This is a genomic window from Bradyrhizobium sp. NP1 (assembly GCF_030378205.1).
GTDB lineage: Bacteria > Pseudomonadota > Alphaproteobacteria > Rhizobiales > Xanthobacteraceae > Bradyrhizobium.
This window is the reverse complement of the sequence record NZ_CP127385.1, coordinates 6424300-6441675: the sequence shown is the minus strand read 5'-3', so window position 1 is coordinate 6441675 and position 17376 is coordinate 6424300. Positions and strand designations below refer to the sequence as shown.

Genomic DNA, 17376 nt, shown 5'->3' with positions numbered 1-17376 from the left:
GAGAATTTTGCGGCGCTCCCCGCGTCGTTGCAAGCCGCGTGCCGAAATGGACCTTCTGACCCAAGCCAAGCACCTTGGAATTCAACCCGAATTCATTGACGGCCAGGGTCGTCACCGCGTCACCGGGGGTGACGCGCTGAAGCTCATTATGGAGGCACTGCCGGCCAAGGTGGCCTACCGCTTGGTCGGCGGCCCCATTGTGTTGCGTTGCGGCCATCCGTCGCAGACCCCCGTCAATTCGGGCGCGCGCCTGCCGCTGCGCTGGAAAATCCTTTCAGGCGAGGAGCTTGTCGCGGAAGGCGAGGCCCGCGAGCATGGCATCGCCTGGCCCGACGGGCTGCCGAACGGCATCTATCGGCTGCATCTGACCGATGCGTCCGGGGCGGCCGAGGAGGCGCCGCTGATCGTATCGCCGCCGCGGGCCTTTGGCGGCGAGTTCGACCGTGGCTGGCTGCTGGCGATCCAGCTCTACGGCATCCGCTCGGTGCGCAACTGGGGCATGGGCGACTTCACCGATCTCGCCGATCTGATCGAGCTGGCCAGCGACCTCGGCGCCGACGGCATCGGCCTCAATCCGCTGCATGCGCTGTTCGACGACCGGCCCGCCGATTGCAGCCCCTATTCGCCGAACAGCCGGCTGTTCCTCAACGCACTCTATATCGACGTCGAGAAGCTGCCGGAGTTTTCATCCGACGCCTTCCCCGAAGCGGCCGATCTCACGCCACGGCTGCGGCAAAGTCCGGTTGTCGATTATGTCGCGATTGCGGGCCTGAAGTGGCGGGGGCTGCGCGCGGCGTTCAAGGCGTTCGCCGCCAACCCGAAATCGGCGAGGCGGAAGGAGTTCGAGAAATTCCGCGCCGAGCGCGCCCCGCTGCTCGCGCGCTTCGCCTGCTTCGAGGTGCTGCGGCACAGGTTCGACCGGCCGTGGTGGGAATGGCCGCTGGAATGGCGGCATCCGGACGACGCCAGATGCGCCGAACTGCGCGCCGGACCCGACGGCCGCGAGATCGAGCTCATCGAGTTCGTGCAATGGGTGGCGGACGAGCAGGTGCGCGCCTGCCAGGCGCTTGCGAAGCAGCGCGGCATGCGCGTCGGGCTCTATCTGGACGTCGCCGTGGGCGTGCAGGCCGATGGCTTCGATGCCTGGAACGAGCAGGAGGCGATCTCCCGCCAGCTCGGCGTCGGAGCGCCGCCGGACACGCTGAACACCGCGGGCCAGAGCTGGGGCCTTGCCGGCTTCAATGCCGCGGGCCTCGAGCGGCAGTCGTTCGAGCCGTTCCGCCAGATGCTGAGGGCCGCGATGCGCCATGCCGGCGCGATCCGGCTCGACCACGTGCTCGGGCTGAAACGGCTCTACCTCGTGCCGCAGGGATTCACGCCCGACAACGGCGTCTATGTGCAGATGCCGTTCGAGGCGCTGCTCGCCGTCACCGCGCTCGAAAGCGTCGCCAGCCGCTGCGTCGTCATCGGCGAGGACCTCGGCACGGTGCCGGAAGGATTCCGCGAGCAGATGGCCGATTGGGGCATCTGGTCCTATCTCGTGATGATGTTCGAGCGCGACGATCGCGGCCGTTTCCGCGAGCTCGAGCACTACATGGCGAACGCGCTCGTCACCTTCAACACGCACGACCTGTCGACCTATGCCGGCTGGCGCTCCTTCAGCGATTTGAAATTGAAGCGTTCGCTCGGCATCGATCCGGGCGAGAGCGACGATGCGCGCTGGCATGCGCTTTCCATGCTGAGCGAGGTGTTGCGGCACTACGGCATCGAACGCCACGACATCAATGCCGTCATCCGTTTCCTGGCGCGGACCAGATCGCGCCTGCTCGCGATCTCGCTGGAGGATCTGCTCGGCGTGATCGACCAGCCCAACATTCCCGGCACCATCAACGAGCATCCGAACTGGCGGCAGCGGCTGCCGGTCGCGATCGACGAGATCGCGGAGACGATCGATATCGCCGCCTTCAAGGCCGCAACCGCGGAAAGGGCGCGTGCGGTCGATTGAGGCGGCCTTTTCAGGGTCGCAGCCATTGCCCTGCAGAATCGAAGACTACGCGCTGATCGGCGACTGCGAGACCGCAGCGCTCGTCGGCCCCGACGGATCGATCGACTGGCTGTGCTGGCCGGCCTTCGATTCCGACGCCTGTTTCGCGGCGATCCTCGGCACGCCCGGGAATGGCCGCTGGCTGATCGCGCCGGAGCAACGCGTCGAGCGCCGCTCGCGCCGCTACTGGGACGACAGCCTGATCCTGGAAACGCGGTTCGAGACGAAAAGCGGCACGGTGGCGCTGATCGATTTCATGCCGCCGCGCGGGCAGGCATCCGACATCGTGCGCCTGGTGCGCGGCGTCGCCGGCACGGTGAAGCTGAGAATGGAGCTCGTGATCCGCTTCGGCTTCGGCATCGACATCCCCTGGGTCAGGCGCGCCGAGGATCGCTCGGCGCTGCTGGCGATCGCGGGCCCTGACATGACGGTGCTGCGCACGCCGGTCGAGACGCGCGGCGAGAACATGACCACGGTCGCCGAGTTCGAGGTGAGCGAGGGCGACAGCATCCCGTTCGTGCTCACCTATGGCCCGTCGCATCTGCCGCTGCCCAAGCCGATCGACCCGGTTCAGGCGCTGAAGGACACCGAGGATTTCTGGCGCGAATGGTGCGGCCGTTCGACCTATCGGGGCGAGCATCGTGGCCTCGTGACGCGATCGCTGATCACGCTGAAGGCGCTGACCTATGCGCCGAGTGGCGGCATCGTCGCGGCGCCGACCACGTCGCTGCCTGAAAAGCTCGGTGGGGCGAGGAACTGGGACTATCGCTTCTGCTGGCTGCGCGATGCGACCTTCACGCTGCTGGCGCTGCTCAATTCGGGCTATACCGAGGAGGCGGCGGCCTGGCACAGCTGGCTGTTGCGCGCGGTTGCAGGCGCGCCCGGCAACATGCAGATCATGTACGGCATCATGGGTCAGCGCCGGCTCCTGGAATGGGAGGCCGGCTGGCTGCCCGGCTACGAGGGTTCGCGGCCGGTGCGGGTCGGCAATGCAGCACATGCCCAGTTGCAGCTCGACGTCTACGGCGAATTGATCGACGCCTTCCACCAGTCGCGCATGACCGAGCTCAAGCTCGACGAGGAGTCCTGGGCGCTGGAATGCGTCGTGCTCGATCACGTCGCCGAAGTCTGGCACGAGCCGGACCACGGCATCTGGGAGCGCCGCGGTGAGCCCAGGCACTATGTCTTCTCGAAGGTGATGACATGGGTGGCGTTCGACCGCGGCATCAAGAGCGCGGAAAAATTCGGCTTCCGCGCGCCGCTCGAGCGGTGGCGCACCTTGCGCGAGGAAATTTGCCGCGACGTTTGCGAGCGGGGTTTCGATCGCACCCTGAACAGCTTCGTCGAATCCTACGGCTCCGGCCTGCTCGATGCCAGCCTGCTGCTGCTGCCGGCGGTGGGATTCCTGCCGGCTTCCGATCCGCGGATCCAGGGCACGATCGCGGCAATCGAGAAATCCATGATGCGTGGCGGCTTCGTGCTGCGGCACGATCCGCGCGAAATCTCCGAGGAAATCCAGCCGATCGAGGGGGCCTTTCTCGCCTGCACGCTGTGGCTTGCGGACGCCCATGTTCTGGCGGGCAATCTGGCAAAGGCGCAGGCGCTGCTCGACCGCGTGACCGCAATTGCCAATGATCTTGGCCTGCTCGCCGAGGAGTACGATCCGATCGCGCGGCGGCAGACCGGCAACTTCCCGCAGGCGTTGACCCATATCGCGCTGGTCAACACCGTGCACAATCTCGACGACGCGCGGAAGGCCTGCGACAAGCCGGCGGTGCAAAGGTCGACATGATGTGGCGGTTCGGAAGCTCTCTTCCGTTGCGCTATTTGTGGTCCATGTACCAGGCGCCATCCCAGCCGGGGGCGGGCGGGCTGGCTTCGAACGCGTCGATGCGCTTCAGAAGCGTCAGTGACGGCCCGTCATCGTCGACCGCCTCGAGCGCGGCACGGAGAGCCTTGCGGGCGTCGGCCCAGCGTCGGTCCCTGTAGGCGGCAAGCCCTTCGGCGTAGCGGTCCCGCAGGGTCATCAGCCGCGGCGCCAGTGCTCCCTGCTTCCCCAGGATCTCGAACACCGCCTGCGGCCGGCTCTGGCCCAGCACGACCAGCCGGTCGATCTCGCGCAGCTCGATCGCGGCATCGAGCGCTGCGACGGTCGCCTCCGACACCAGCGAGCGAGTGCCGTATTCCTTGTTCGCGGCCTCCAGCCGCGATGCCAGGTTCACCGCGTCGCCCATGACGGTGAAGCTCATCATGAATTCGGAGCCGATGCTGCCGGCGAGCACCTCGCCGGTGGCGATGCCCAGCCGGATGTCGCAATCCATCGGGATCGAGCGGACGTCGAGAAGCTCCGGCAGCTCCTTGCGCAGGGTTGCGACGCTGTCGATCATGTCGATCGCGGCGAGACATGCGAGGTCGGCCTGCTCGTCCTCGACCACGAAGGGCGGGCCCCAATAGGCCATGATCGCGTCGCCGATATATTTGTCGAGGATTCCCTTGTGGTTCCGGATCGGGGACGACATCGTCGACAGATAGTGGTTGATGATCTTGACGAGGCCCTGCGGCGTCACGTCTTCGCTCATCGCCGTAAAGCCCTTCATGTCGCAAAACAGGACCGTCATCACGCGGCGCTGTCCCATGCTCGCGGCCTGCGCCGGCTCGTCGATCATCCCTTCGATGACCTTCGGATCGAAATATCGGCCGAAGGTCGCGCGGACCTGCTCGTTGCGCCGCAGCCGGTCGACCATCCGGTTGAACGCCGCCGTGAGCTGGCCGATCTCGTCGGCGGTGGAAACGCTCACCGATCTATCGAGGCGTCCCGCCTCGATCTCGCGTGCGCCCTCGAGGAGCTGCCGGACCGGGCGGGTGATGCCGCTCGAGACGATCAGCGCAAAGCCCAGCCCGATCGCCGCGGCAAGCGCGGTCACGAGCGTGGAGATCATCATGGCCTGCCGCTGGTTGCGGGTGACGACGGCGCTGGAGGCATAGACCTGCTTCAGCATGTCGGCGCGGATCGCATCGATCTTCAGGGTGAAGTCGTCGCGCAGCGCGTCCACATGCTCCATCGACTGCCGCGCCTCGGCGAAATTCTTGGCGTCCAGCAGGCGAAGCAGCCGCGCAGCTTCCTCGCCAAGCTGCTTGCGGGTATCCTCGATGGCGTTCTCGATCCGGTCGTCGATCCGTGCCAGCGCGGCGTTGTCGGACGGCGTCGTCACATCGTCGATGATGGAATTGATGAGCTTGCGCGCCGCCTGCGCTTCCTGCTCGACCTCGGCGTCCGCCTCCTGGTAGTTTTTCAGGCGGGCGGCATAACCCTCCTCGTCGGGCGGTGCCTGCATTTTCATGATCATCATCCGGCGCAGCGCGATCGCTCGCTCCAGCGATCTGATGTTCGCCTGCGCCAGATGGTTGTAGGCGGGAAAGTATTTGCCATTGAGCTCGTCGAGCAGGTGGCCGACGGTGCTCGCCATGTACACCGAGACGAGCGAGGTCAGCACCATCAGCACGATCAGCCCGACGGCGATGCCGACGATCTTTCTTCGGATCGATGGACGGATAATCCAGTGCATGGGTCTGCTAGAGAGGTGAGGCGGGTGGCGGCCGCCACAATGCCCGAATCTCGGCCGTTTAGCCAACGGATCGTGCCGGCTATCGCCGAATAGCCGGGGACAGGGGAGCTGTGCGGGCGCCGCCGGGCGGCCCGATCTGTGCGTTGCGAACGAGCTTCGGGGGAAGGCGGGGCGCCGCGCTCTGCAGTGCCGGCCGGCGCGCGCGCCAGGAACTTATGACCTTTCCAGTCATTGTCGGCTAGAGGTTGGAGGTGATCGAATGGTCCGCCTGTTCACTGCGGCCGCCTTGCTGGGCCTGATGGTCTGTGCCGCCTTTGCGGCCTCGCTCGACCCCGCGTCGATCAACAGCGCCGAATTCCACGCAAGGACCTCGAACGGAATCGACGCCGGCGTGGTCAAGGTCCAGGTGCTGCTCGACCGCGCCCGGTTCTCGCCGGGCGAGATCGATGGCAAGCTCGCCGAGAACACGCAGAAGGCGCTGACGGCCTTCGCCGAGGCCAACGGTTTGACGTTTCAGAAATCCCTGACGCAGGAGCTCTGGGACAGGCTCGCCGGCGCCAGCCAGGATCCGGTCATCGTCCAGTACACGGTCGCCGAGGGCGACGTGAAGGGCCCCTTCCTGAAGAAGCTGCCGGCGCGCATGGACGATATGAAAGGCATCAAGGTGCTCGCCTATACCAGCCCGCGCGAGGCGATCGCCGAGAAATTCCATATGAGCGAGGCGCTGCTCGCCGCGCTCAATCCGCGCAGCAGGTTCGATCGCGCCGGCGAAGTCATCAGCGTCGCCAACGTCGCGGTCCAGCGGCCGAAGCTCGCGATCGCCCGCATCGAGGTCGACAAGGCGCGGCAGACGGTCAAGGCGCTCGATCGTGACGGCGCACTGCTCGCGTATTTTCCGGCGACCGTCGGCAGCGAGGAAAAGCCGACCCCGACCGGCTCGCTCAAGGTCGTCTCGATCGATGCGAACCCCACCTATCGCTACAATCCCGCGTACCGGTTCAAGGGCGTCCGGTCGAAAAGCGCGTTCACCATCAACCCCGGACCGAACAATCCGGTGGGGTTGTACTGGATCGGCCTGTCAGCGGAGGGTTATGGCATTCACGGCACGCCGACGCCGTCCAAGATCAGCAAGTCCGAATCCCATGGCTGCGTCCGGCTCACCAATTGGGACGTGGCCCTGCTCGCCGCAGGCGTCAGGAAGGGGACACCGGTCGACTTCGTCGAGGGCAAGGTCGCGGACGGCAGGAGCTGAGAGCGGGCCGCAACGGAAGTCAGGCTGTGGCAGCCGGCCCGGCATGCCCGGCTAGACGGATTGTGCCTGCAGGATGATGTCGATCGCCTTGGCGAAGCCGTCCTGCTCGTTTGAAGTCGTGACGCGGGAGGCCAGCTTCTTGACGTCGTCGGTGGCGTTGCCCATCGCGACCGAGAAACCGCTGTTGCGAAACATCGGAAGGTCGTTCTGCATGTCGCCGATGGTCGCGACCGCGTCGGTCGGAATGCCGAGCCGGGCCGCCATCGCCTGCACGAAGGTGCCTTTGTCATGGCCCGGCGGGGTGACGTCGAGATAGTAGCTCTGCGAGCGCACCGCGGTCGCCTCGCTGCCGACCGCCTGCTGCATCGCCGCCTCGCAATGCCTGAGCAGGTCGGGGTCGGAGCTTGCGCCGACGATCTTGCAGGCGCTGCCGAGATACGGGGCGAAGTCGGCGACGATGACCGGATCGTGCCGGATCGCGCGCTTCTCATGCGCGACATATTCGCCGTCGGGGTTGCGTGTCAGCCAGCTTTCATTGGTGAACAGCCAGACGTCGACATCGAAGTCGATCAGGACGTCGATGCTGCGTCGTGCCACCTCCGGCGGGATCAGGTGCTGCTCGATCGGGCGCATGTCGGGACCGACGATCGAGCTGCCGTTGAAAGCGCCGATCGGCAGGGTGATCGCGAGCGGCGCGACCAGGAACTGCATGCCGATGGTCGGCCGGCTCGATACGATGGTGAAGCCGATGCCGGCGGCGTGCAGGCGCCGCACCGCGGCCGTGGCCGGTTCGGTCAGGGTCTTGTCCCTGGTCAGAAGCGTGCCGTCGACGTCGGACACGACAAGTGCAATGCGGCTCATGAGGATTTCCCGTGTTCGGCCCCGCCGATGCCGAGCTGCAGCACGATATCAGCGACGATCGCCTCGACCGGGGCGTCGATCGAGACCGTTATGGCGTGTTCGGATGGCGCCGGCGGCTCCAGCGTCCTGAATTGGCTGTCGAGAAGGCCCGGCGGCATGAAATGGTCCTTGCGGTGCGACAGGCGTTCGGCGATCAGCGCTTGCGGGCCTCTGAGAAAAATGATGCCCACGTCCTCGCGGCCATGCACCAGGATCTCGCGATAGGCGCGCTTCAAGGCCGAGCAGGCGATCACGGCGCGCTCGCGGGCGATGCAGGCGCGGTCGATCTCGTCGGCGATCGCCTTGAGCCAGGGCCAGCGGTCTTCATCCGTGAGGGGCTGACCCGCGTGCATCTTGGCGATGTTGCCCGGCGGGTGAAACTTGTCGCCGTCCTCGTAGCGCCAGCCGAGCCGCATCGCCAGCGCCTCCGCGACCGTGCTCTTGCCCGAGCCCGACACCCCCATGACGACGAGCGCGCAGGCAATTTGCTCGGGTTGGTCAGCCACGAAAATTCTCCGGAAGCGCCGCCTGATCGACCAGCCAGACCGTCTGGTCGACCGAGCGCGCGCGGGAAGCCGGCAGGTTCTCGCCGTCGAACAGGCGCGTCAAGATCGCCCGCTTGTCGGAGCCTGCGGCCTCGAACAGCATTTCGCGGCAGGAGGCCAGCGCCGGAAAGGTCAGCGTCACCCGCGGCACCAGCGGGGCGACATTCGCCTCGGGCACGCCGACGACCCAGCGCGCGCTCTCCCGCTCGGCCGGATAGCCCGGGAAGATCGACGCGGTATGGCCGTCGGGTCCGGCGCCCATCAGCACCAGGTCGAACAGCGGGCGCGCCGGCGACAGCGCATCCGCGCCGTAGAAGGATTGCAGCAGGCGCTGATAGCGTCCGGCGGCGTCATCCGGGCTCGCCGCATCGGTCGGAATGGGGTGGATGTTGGCCGCCGGCGCCAGGCGATCCAGGAACAGCGCGCGCGCCATGCCCATGTTGTGCAAGGGATCATCGGGCGGCACGAAGCGCTCGTCGCCGATGAACCAATGCGTGCGCTGCCAGGGAATCCGGCCGCGATAGGCATCGCTCGCCAGCAGCGCATAGAGCTTCTTCGGGCTCGATCCGCCGGTGAGGCAGATCGCGATGCGGCCGCTGTTGGCCGCGATCCGCGCCAGCAGGCGTTCGGCGGCGGCGGCCGCGAGTGCTTCGGGATCGGCGACCGTGATCAGCGTGCGCTGGTCGAAAAATCCCATGCTCAGGCGAGCTTGCGCCAGCTGCGGCCGTCGCGGGTGAGCAGCGCCTCGGCTTCCTCCGGGCCCTCGCTGCCGGCGCGGTAGGTCTTCAGCCCCCTGGCGCCGGCCTTCTTCCAGGCATCGAGGAACGGCTGCACCGCCTGCCAGCCGGCTTCGACGCTGTCGGCGCGCTGGAACAGGATGTTGTCACCGATCATGCAGTCATAGATCAGCGTCTCGTAGCCGGTGGAGGGCTCGGCCTTGAAGTAATCCTTGTAGCGGAACTTCATCTCGACGCCCTCGATGTCGATCGCCGGCCCCGGCACCTTGGTGTTGAACTGCAGATCGATGCCTTCGGCCGGCTCGGTCGAGATCACCAGATAGTTCTGCGAGAGCTGATCCACCGCCATGTCGCGGAACATCGCAAACGGCGCCTGCTTGAACTTGATGGCGATCTCGGTGCGCTTGACGCCGAGCGCCTTGCCGGTGCGCAGGTAGAACGGCACGCCGGCCCAGCGCCAGTTGTCGATGACAAGCCTCAGCGCGGCATAGGTCTCGGTGGTGCTGTCCAGCCTGACCTCGGGCGTCTTGCGGTAGTCCTCGATCTCGACGTCGCCGATCCGGCCGGTGACGTATTGGCCGCGGACGGAATTCCTCAGCGCTTCCTCTTCGCTCTGGATCTGGATCGCCGACAGCACTTCCCCCTTCTCGGTACGCACCGCGTGGGCGTCGAAACGCGCCGGCGGCTCCATCGCGACCAGCGACAGCAGCTGGAACAGGTGGTTCGGCACCATGTCGCGCAGCGCGCCGGTCGAATCGTAGAAGCTGCCGCGATGGCCGACGCCAAGCTTCTCGTCGACGGTGATCTGAACATGGTCGATGTGATAGCGGTTCCAGATCGGCTCGAACATGCCGTTGGCGAAGCGCAGCACCAGGATGTTCTGCACCGTTTCCTTGCCGAGATAATGATCGATCCGGTAGATCTGGTGCTCGTCGACCAGCTTCAGAAGCGCCGCATTCAGCGCCTTGGCTGATTTCAGGTCGGTGCCGAACGGCTTCTCGATCACGAGCCGTCGCCAGGCGCCGTTCTCCGTGAACATGCCGGTGCGGGCGAGTTGCTGGCTGATCGGCAGGAAGCCGCTCGGCGGGGTGGCGAGATAGAACAGCCTGTTGCCGCCGGTTTCGCGCTTGGCCTCGAGCTTGTCGAGCCGCTCGCGCATCGCGTCGAACGAGGCGGGATCGCTGGGGTCGGCCTCGATGGCGGTGACGCATTCGAGCAGTCGTCTGGCGATCGCATCGTCGACGCGCCGGGTCGCAAATTGCTTCAGGCCCTTCAAGAGGCTGTCGGTCAGTTCGTCATTGGTCATGCGCTTGCGCGCCACGCCGACGACGCAGAACTTGTCCGGCAAAAGATCCGATGCCGCGAGATTGTAGAGCGCGGGAATGATCAGCCGGTGCGTCAGGTCGCCGGTCACGCCGAAGATGACGAAGGAGCAGGGATCGGGCTTCTTTTGCTTTTGACCGTTCGTCATGCTTCTCGCGTCCTGTTGCGCTTGCCTCGGTTAAGCTTTCCTGGGCGGTTCCTTGTGACCGCCGAAGCCCGCGCGCATCGCGGACAGGATCTTTTCCGCGAAGGTGTGGTCCTTGCGGGATCGGAAACGCGCGAACAGCGCGGCGGTGAGAACCTCGGCGGGCACCGCCTCGTCGATCGCCGCGTTGATGGTCCAGCGGCCCTCGCCGGAGTCCTCGACGAAGCCGGAGTAGTTGTCGAGCGCTGGACTTTGCGCCAGCGCGGACGCCGTGAGATCGAGCAGCCAGGACGGGATCACGCTGCCGCGCCGCCACACCTCCGCGATATCGGCAATGTCGAAGTTGAAGCGGTGCTCTGGCGGCAGCGCCTCGATCGCGGCGTTCTTCAGGATGTCGAACCCTTCCGCATAGGCCTGCATCAGGCCGTATTCGATGCCGTTATGCACCATCTTGACGAAATGCCCGGCGCCGACCGGGCCGGCATGGATATAGCCCTGTTCGATCCTGGGATCGCGGCCCTCGCGATGCGGCGTGCGCTCGATATCGCCGACCCCGGGCGCCAGCGCCTTGAAGATCGGATCGAGGCGGTCGACCACGGCTTTTTCGCCGCCGATCATCATGCAATAGCCGCGCTCGATGCCCCAGACGCCGCCGGACGTGCCGACGTCGAGATAGTGGATGCCGCGGGGCTTGAGCGCCCTGCCGCGGCGAACGTCGTCCTGCCAGAAGGTGTTGCCGCCGTCGATGATGACGTCACCTTCGCCCATCAGCTTTGCCAGCGCCTCGATGGTGGTTTCGGTGATGCGGCCGGCGGGCAGCATTACCCAGACGGTGCGCGGCCTTTCGAGTTTGGCGACGAAGTCTTCCAGCGCCGTGGTGCCGGCCGCGCCGTCAGCGGCAAGGCTGGCAACCGCCTTCTCGTCCTTGTCGTAGACCACCGCCGAGTGGCCCGCGCGCAAGAGCCGGCGGACGATGTTGCCGCCCATCCGCCCGAGGCCGATCATGCCGAGCTGCATCGCGGCCTCCTCTAGTTCAGCGCTTCGGTGATCGCGGCATCCAGCGTCTTCAGTGCTGCCCTGAGGTCGCCCTTCAGATGCACGCGCAGCGCGCGCCGGCCGCGCTCGGTCAGCACGTCGAAATCGCCGCGCGCCTGCGCCGCCTCGATCACGCCGAAGCTCGCCTTGTGGCCGGGCACGGGCAGATCCTTGGCGTTGTCGGCGGTGATCTGCAGGAACACGCCCGAGTCGGGCCCGCCCTTGTAGGCCTGGCCGGTCGAATGCAGGAAGCGCGGGCCGAACTCGGCGCAGGTCGCGACATGCCGGCTGTCGCGGACCTTCAGCCGGATGTCCTGCAGCGCCTCGATATGCTCCTTGCTGCGGTCGATATAGGCGAGCAGCGCCACATAGTCCGACGCGCCGGAGCGGCCGAGATGGGCCTTCAGCCAGGAGCCGAGGTCGCCGTTGGCGCCGGCCCGGCGCAGCTCGGCCGCGTTGTGCTCGTCGGTGTAGAGATCGGCTTCCGCCGAGGTCACGACGGGCGTCTCCTCGGGCAGCGCGCCGGTCTTCTCGAACGCCGCCGTCAGTTCGCGCGTCTTGACCTTGGCGGCCTCGACGTCGGGCTGGTTGAACGGGTTGAGGCCAAGCACGCTGCCTGCGACCGCCGTCGCCATCTCGAAGCGGAAGAATTCCTGCCCGAGATGATCGATCGATTTCATCACGATGCGCACCACGGGATGGCCGGCGGCCTCGAGTGCTGCGAGCCTTTCCTCATGGGCCTCGTCGTGCTCCCCTTCGGTCCTGAGGTCGATGAAGAAGCGGTCGTTGCCGTAAACGGCAGGGTCGCCCAAAGGCTCGCCGTCGACCGGGATCAGGCCCTTGCCTTCCTTGCCGGTCGATTCTGCGATGAGCTGCTCGGCCCAGGCGCCGAAATCGGCGACTTTCGGCGAGGACAGGATCGTCACCTTGTCGCGGCCCTCGAGGCCGGCCGCGCCAAGCGCAAGCCCGAGCTGCACGCCCGGATTTTCCTGCGGCGGCACATCGGCGCCGCAGGAACGCACCATGGCAAGGGCATGGCTGATCAGCGTGCGCACGTCGATGCCGGCGGCTGCCGCCGGCACCAGGCCGAACGGGGAAAGCACCGAGTAGCGGCCGCCGATCGAGGGGTCGCCGTGGAAGACGCGGGCAAAGCCCTGCGTGCCCGCGACCTTCTCCAGCGAGGAGCCGGGATCGGTGACCGCGATGAAGCGGTGGCCGGCCTTGTCCTTGCCGATGGTCCTGGCCACGCGATCGAAGAAGTAATCCTTCATCACGTTCGGCTCGGTGGTGCCGCCCGACTTCGACGAGACGATGAACAGCGTCCTGGCGAGATTGACGGCTTTCTCCATCGCCCGCACCTGGGCCGGATCGGTGGAGTCGAGCACATGCAGTTTGGGGAAGCCGGCCTGCTTCGGGAACGTCTCGGCCAGCACCTCGGGCCCAAGGCTCGATCCGCCCATGCCGAGCACCACGGCATCGGAGAAATTCTGGCCCTTCACGCGGCTGGCGAAATCCTCGTAGTCGGCGATGTCGGCCTTGGCCGGACTGTCGAGCCAGCCGAGCCACTTGTTCTCGTCGTCGCCGGTCCAGACCGTCTTGTCCTTGTGCCAGAGCCTTCGGACCTTGGCGGCCGCGCGCCATTCCTCCTCGCTCCTCTCGACCGCCTTTTCGATGGTGGCGCCGAGCCCGAGCTGTTGCCGGTCGATCGCGGCGCCGAGCACGGTCGCCCGCTTGTGCGCCACCGCGCCGTAGAGCTTGTCCGCGGCGTCGGCGAACAGCTTGACGCCGTCCTTGACCAGTTCGGCGGTGATGGCGTCGAGCGAGATGCCGGAGCGCGCCAGCTCGTCGAGCACGTGGCGGGCGCCGTCGATGTCCTCCTCCAGGCTGTCGCGCACCTTGCCGTGATCGCGGAAGGCGTCGAGCGTCGCCGGCGGAATGGTGTTGACGGTGTCGGGGCCGATCAGCTCCTCGACATAGAGAACGTCGCTGTAGTCCTTGTTCTTGGTGCCGGTCGAGGCCCACAGCAGCCGCTGCGGCCTGGCGCCGCTGGCCGCCAGCTTCTCCCAGCGCGGCCCGGCGATCAGGCGCTTGTAGTCCTGATAGGCCAGCTTGGCGTTGGCGATCGCGACCTTGCCCTTGAGCGCGGCGAGACGCTCCTTTTCGCTCGGGTCATTGGCCTTGGCGATCTTGTCGTCGAGCTGCTTGTCGGCAGCGGTATCGATGCGGCTGACGAAGAAGCTCGCCACGCTCGCGACGTGGGAGGGGTCGCCGCCGCCTGCGACATATTTTTCCAGGCCGGCCAGGTAGGCTTCCGCGACCTGCAGGTAGACCTTCTGCGAGAACAAAAGCGTGATGTTGACGCTGATGCCTTCGCCGATCAGCTGCTCGATCGCCGGCAGGCCCTCGGGTGTGGCCGGCACCTTGATCATCAGGTTCTTGCGCCTGACCGCCTTCCAGAGGTGTCTTGCCTCCGCGATCGTGCCCTTGGTGTCCGTGGCGAGGTAGGGCGAGACTTCGAGGCTGACGAAGCCGTCCTTGCCGTGGAGGCGGTCGTAGACCGGCCGCAGCACGTCCGCCGCATGCTGGATGTCCGCAACCGCGAGCTGCTCGAACAGGGCCGCCACCGGGCGGTCGCCGCCCTTGAGCGCCTTGCCGATCGCGCTGTCATACTCGTCTGAGCTCGCGATCGCCTTCTCGAAGATCGAGGGGTTGGATGTCACCCCTTTGACCCCGTCGCTGTCGATCAGGTGCTGCAGGTCGCCGTTGGCGACGAAGCCGCGGGCGAGGAAGTCCAGCCAGACGGATTGGCCGTGGTTTTCGAGTGCTTTGACGGGATTCATGATGCCTGTTTCTCTTCAAGCGGGCGTCGGCGGGTTCCAGCATCCGGCGGGACGCGGATTTGTCAACCATCGGGGTCGAGACGGCCGGCAGCAGAAACACATGCGGCCCCAGAGCGGTAACGCATATGGCGAAGGTTCGATCCTGCCGCCGTCCGGACCGGATTTTGCATAGGCTAACAAGCCTGTGGGTCCGAAAATAAGACCGATTGACACCAAAACTAGGCATCTCGGAATGGCGACGAATCACGTAGATTCCACATTGGATTGGCAGGATGGCCTGGAGCAGGGGTCGCGCAAGCGCGACGAGGGGGCCTGACATGCGTAACGCCGAGACGCGTTCCAAGCAGGCGCGTGCGCGACGCGGCCGCGTCGCTATCGCTGTCACCGCGATCCCGGACATGAGCGTCGCGCGCGTAGCCGGCCATGGCGTCGCTCACGCGCGATGCGGCATCGCGACGCGCGGCTTGCCCTCCCGGCATCACGGCTATGCGAGCTGTGATTGCGCGGCCTGCTCCGTCCCGGGCGGTTGCGGCTACGACTTGCTGCCTAGTTTGATTATACCGGCGTGTGATCGCGCGATATCTCGGGACAATGGTGTTGTGGTCCCGTTCATCTCATCTGTTGATCATGGTGCCGGCATCGATCGAAGAGTGCGTTCGGGAAAGACCGCACAGCTTCTGCCGCGAAGTAACGGATTTACAATTCTAGCGGAACTGGAAGGTTCCCGTAGCTGTCCGGATGTGGCGGCATCGCTACATTGTCTAATAATCGGAGCAGGCAGGGAGCCTTTCGCATAAAAACTGGGCAATTGCCTGTTCGTAACTCAGTGAGTGCCTGCGTGGTGCGTTGCGCAACAAACTCGACCGAGTGTCCAATTGACCCATTGTGCTGATGCTGATTCGACATCGGAATAGGAAGCACTACTTCGAAATCGAAGAAGAAGAGCGGAAGAATAAAAGGAACTTCGGGATCGGAATTCACGGAACGCTTCGACTGCCGGACTCGTTTCAGTAATGCGGCCGAACATATGCGGAGAGGGATCATGTACAACGATTCTCTGTTCAACGCTTTCGCTCGATCCTTCGAGGCGCGAAGCCAGAGCGATATGTCGATGGCTGAATATCTGGAGTCGTGTCGAAGTGATCCGATGCGATATGCGAATGCGGCCGAACGACTCCTAGCTGCCATTGGCGAGCCCCAGATGATCGACACGGCCAAGGACCCCCGCCTTGGCCGTATCTTTTTGAACCGAACGGTGCGCACCTATCCAGCGTTCTCCGGCTTCTACGGCATGGAGGAAACCATCGAGCGCATCGTCGGCTTCTTCCGCCACGCCGCGCAGGGGCTGGAAGAGCGCAAGCAGATCCTCTACCTGCTCGGCCCGGTCGGCGGCGGCAAATCGTCGCTCGCCGAGCGGCTGAAGTCGCTGATGGAAGTGCACCCGATCTACGTGCTGAAGGCCGGCGACGAGTTGAGCCCGGTGTTCGAGTCGCCGCTCAGCCTGTTCGATCCCGAGACGCTCGGGCCGATGATCGAGGAGAAGTACGGCATTCCGCGGCGCCGCCTCACCGGGCTGATGAGCCCGTGGTGCTACAAGCGGCTGGAAGCGTTCGGCGGCGACATCTCGCAATTCCGCGTCGCCAAGCTCCAGCCGTCGCGGCTGCGCCAGATCGCGGTCGCCAAGACCGAGCCCGGCGACGAGAACAACCAGGATATCTCCTCGCTGGTCGGCAAGGTCGACATCCGCAAGCTCGAGACCTACGCCCAGAACGACCCCGACGCCTACAGCTATTCGGGCGGGCTGAACCGCGCCAACCAGGGCATTCTCGAATTCGTCGAGATGTTCAAGGCGCCGATCAAGATGCTGCATCCGCTTTTGACGGCGACGCAGGAAGGCAACTACATCGGCACCGAGAATATCGGCGCGATCCCGTTCACCGGCATCATCCTGGCGCACTCGAACGAGGCCGAGTGGCAGAGCTTCAAGGCCAACAAGAACAACGAGGCCTTCATCGACCGCATCTGCGTCATCAAGGTGCCGTACGTGCTGCGCGTCACCGAGGAGCAGAAGATCTACGAGAAGCTGATCCAGGGCTCCGAGCTTGCCTCCGCGCCTTGCGCGCCGGCGACGCTGGAGACGATGGCCCGCTTCTCGGTGATGTCGCGGCTGCGCAAGCACGAGAATTCGACCGTGTTCGCCAAGATGCGGGTGTATGACGGCGAAACCCTGAAGGAATCCGATCCGAAGGCGCGCAGCGTCCAGGAATACAAGGACGCCGCCGGCGTCGACGAAGGCATGGACGGCGCCTCGACGCGCTTCGCGTTCAAGGTGCTGGCCGCGACCTTCAACCACGACACCTCGGAGGTCGCGGCCGACGCTGTGCATTTGATGTACACGCTGGAGCAGTCGATCCGGCGCGAGCAGCTTTCCGAGGAGATCGAGAAGCGCTACCTCGAATTCATCAAGGCCGAGCTGGCGCCGCGCTACGCCGAGTTCATCGGCCACGAGATCCAGAAGGCCTATCTGGAATCCTATGCCGATTACGGCCAGAACCTGTTCGACCGCTACGTCGACTATGCCGACGCCTGGATCGAGGATCAGGACTTCAAGGACCCCGACACCGGCCAGCTGATGGATCGCGAGCTCTTGAACCAGGAGCTGACCAAGATCGAGAAGCCGGCCGGCATCGCCAACCCGAAGGATTTCCGCAACGAGGTGGTCAAGTTCTCGCTGCGTTCGCGGGCGCAGAATGGCGGCAAGAATCCGAACTGGACCTCCTACGAGAAGATTCGCGAGGTGATCGAGAAGCGTATATTCTCGCAGGTCGAGGATCTGCTTCCGGTGATCTCCTTCGGCTCGAAGAAGGACACCGACACCGAGAAGAAGCACGGCGAGTTCGTCGCGCGGATGGTGGCGCGTGGCTACACCGAGCGGCAAGTCCGGCGGCTCGTCGAGTGGTATATGCGTGTGAAACAAGCCGGCTGAGGC

11 protein-coding genes are annotated in these 17376 nt (G+C 65.4%); 4 read left to right on the top strand and 7 right to left on the bottom strand.

What is annotated here, in order from left to right; translation table 11 throughout:
- The first annotated feature begins 46 nt into the window (after window positions 1-46).
- Together malQ and QOU61_RS31205 are read left to right on the top strand one after the other, a co-directional pair.
- Window positions 47-2005: a 4-alpha-glucanotransferase gene (gene malQ, locus QOU61_RS31210; RefSeq protein ID WP_289655032.1), complete on the top strand. Its 1959-nt coding sequence runs from the start codon at window positions 47-49 to the stop codon at window positions 2003-2005.
- Window positions 2006-2030: 25 nt separating this feature from the next.
- Complete coding sequence (locus QOU61_RS31205) at window positions 2031-3836, top strand: glycoside hydrolase family 15 protein (protein ID WP_289655031.1); 1806 nt, start codon at window positions 2031-2033, stop codon at window positions 3834-3836.
- 31 nt (window positions 3837-3867) lie between these two features.
- Here QOU61_RS31205 and QOU61_RS31200 read toward each other — a convergent pair whose 3' ends face one another.
- Entirely contained in the window at window positions 3868-5610 is a 1743-nt protein-coding gene (locus tag QOU61_RS31200; protein WP_289655030.1) for an adenylate/guanylate cyclase domain-containing protein, read from the bottom strand.
- Between the two features lie 259 nt (window positions 5611-5869).
- On the opposite strand from QOU61_RS31200, the gene QOU61_RS31195 reads away from it, so the two are divergent.
- Window positions 5870-6862, top strand: a complete 993-nt coding sequence (locus QOU61_RS31195; protein WP_289655029.1) for a L,D-transpeptidase family protein — start codon at window positions 5870-5872, stop codon at window positions 6860-6862.
- A gap of 51 nt (window positions 6863-6913) precedes the next feature.
- On the opposite strand, the gene QOU61_RS31190 is transcribed toward QOU61_RS31195, so the two are convergent.
- From QOU61_RS31190 to QOU61_RS31165, 6 genes are read right to left on the bottom strand one after another with little or no spacing between them, the layout of a single operon-like run.
- A complete protein-coding gene (locus QOU61_RS31190) occupies window positions 6914-7723 on the bottom strand; it encodes a Cof-type HAD-IIB family hydrolase (RefSeq protein WP_289655028.1) in 810 nt (269 codons plus the stop codon).
- On the bottom strand, window positions 7720-8226 hold the full coding sequence (locus QOU61_RS31185) for a gluconokinase (RefSeq protein ID WP_289661942.1): 507 nt from the start codon (window positions 8224-8226) through the stop codon (window positions 7720-7722). Before QOU61_RS31185 ends, QOU61_RS31190 begins: the two co-directional genes overlap by 4 nt.
- Window positions 8227-8260: 34 nt before the next feature.
- On the bottom strand, window positions 8261-9004 hold the full coding sequence (gene pgl, locus QOU61_RS31180; protein WP_289655027.1) for a 6-phosphogluconolactonase: 744 nt from the start codon (window positions 9002-9004) through the stop codon (window positions 8261-8263).
- A 2-nt stretch (window positions 9005-9006) separates the two neighbouring features.
- Window positions 9007-10515, bottom strand: a complete 1509-nt coding sequence (gene zwf / locus QOU61_RS31175; RefSeq protein WP_289655026.1) for a glucose-6-phosphate dehydrogenase — start codon at window positions 10513-10515, stop codon at window positions 9007-9009.
- Window positions 10516-10545: 30 nt separating this feature from the next.
- Window positions 10546-11529, bottom strand: coding sequence for a phosphogluconate dehydrogenase (NAD(+)-dependent, decarboxylating) (gene gnd, locus QOU61_RS31170; protein ID WP_289655025.1), 984 nt, complete (start codon window positions 11527-11529; stop codon window positions 10546-10548).
- Window positions 11530-11540: 11 nt separating this feature from the next.
- On the bottom strand, window positions 11541-14387 hold the full coding sequence (locus tag QOU61_RS31165) for a bifunctional transaldolase/phosoglucose isomerase (RefSeq protein WP_289655024.1): 2847 nt from the start codon (window positions 14385-14387) through the stop codon (window positions 11541-11543).
- Between the two features lie 1042 nt (window positions 14388-15429).
- Here QOU61_RS31165 and QOU61_RS31160 point away from each other — a divergent pair.
- Window positions 15430-17373: a PrkA family serine protein kinase gene (locus tag QOU61_RS31160; protein WP_289655023.1), complete on the top strand. Its 1944-nt coding sequence runs from the start codon at window positions 15430-15432 to the stop codon at window positions 17371-17373.
- Window positions 17374-17376 lie beyond the last annotated feature (3 nt).

Bases quoted from the DNA above. Each gene is read 5' to 3' on its own strand.
- QOU61_RS31195 (WP_289655029.1), top strand. From the start codon at position 5,870: ATGGTCCGCCTGTTCACTGCGGCCGCCTTGCTGGGCCTGATGGTCTGT.
- QOU61_RS31165 (WP_289655024.1), bottom strand. From the start codon at position 14,387: ATGAATCCCGTCAAAGCACTCGAAAACCACGGCCAATCCGTCTGGCTG.
- QOU61_RS31185 (WP_289661942.1), bottom strand. From the start codon at position 8,226: ATGGGGGTGTCGGGCTCGGGCAAGAGCACGGTCGCGGAGGCGCTGGCG.
- QOU61_RS31200 (WP_289655030.1), bottom strand. From the start codon at position 5,610: ATGCACTGGATTATCCGTCCATCGATCCGAAGAAAGATCGTCGGCATC.
- QOU61_RS31190 (WP_289655028.1), bottom strand. From the start codon at position 7,723: ATGAGCCGCATTGCACTTGTCGTGTCCGACGTCGACGGCACGCTTCTG.
- QOU61_RS31160 (WP_289655023.1), top strand. From the start codon at position 15,430: ATGTACAACGATTCTCTGTTCAACGCTTTCGCTCGATCCTTCGAGGCG.
- pgl (WP_289655027.1), bottom strand. From the start codon at position 9,004: ATGGGATTTTTCGACCAGCGCACGCTGATCACGGTCGCCGATCCCGAA.
- malQ (WP_289655032.1), top strand. From the start codon at position 47: ATGGACCTTCTGACCCAAGCCAAGCACCTTGGAATTCAACCCGAATTC.
- gnd (WP_289655025.1), bottom strand. From the start codon at position 11,529: ATGCAGCTCGGCATGATCGGCCTCGGGCGGATGGGCGGCAACATCGTC.
- zwf (WP_289655026.1), bottom strand. From the start codon at position 10,515: ATGACGAACGGTCAAAAGCAAAAGAAGCCCGATCCCTGCTCCTTCGTC.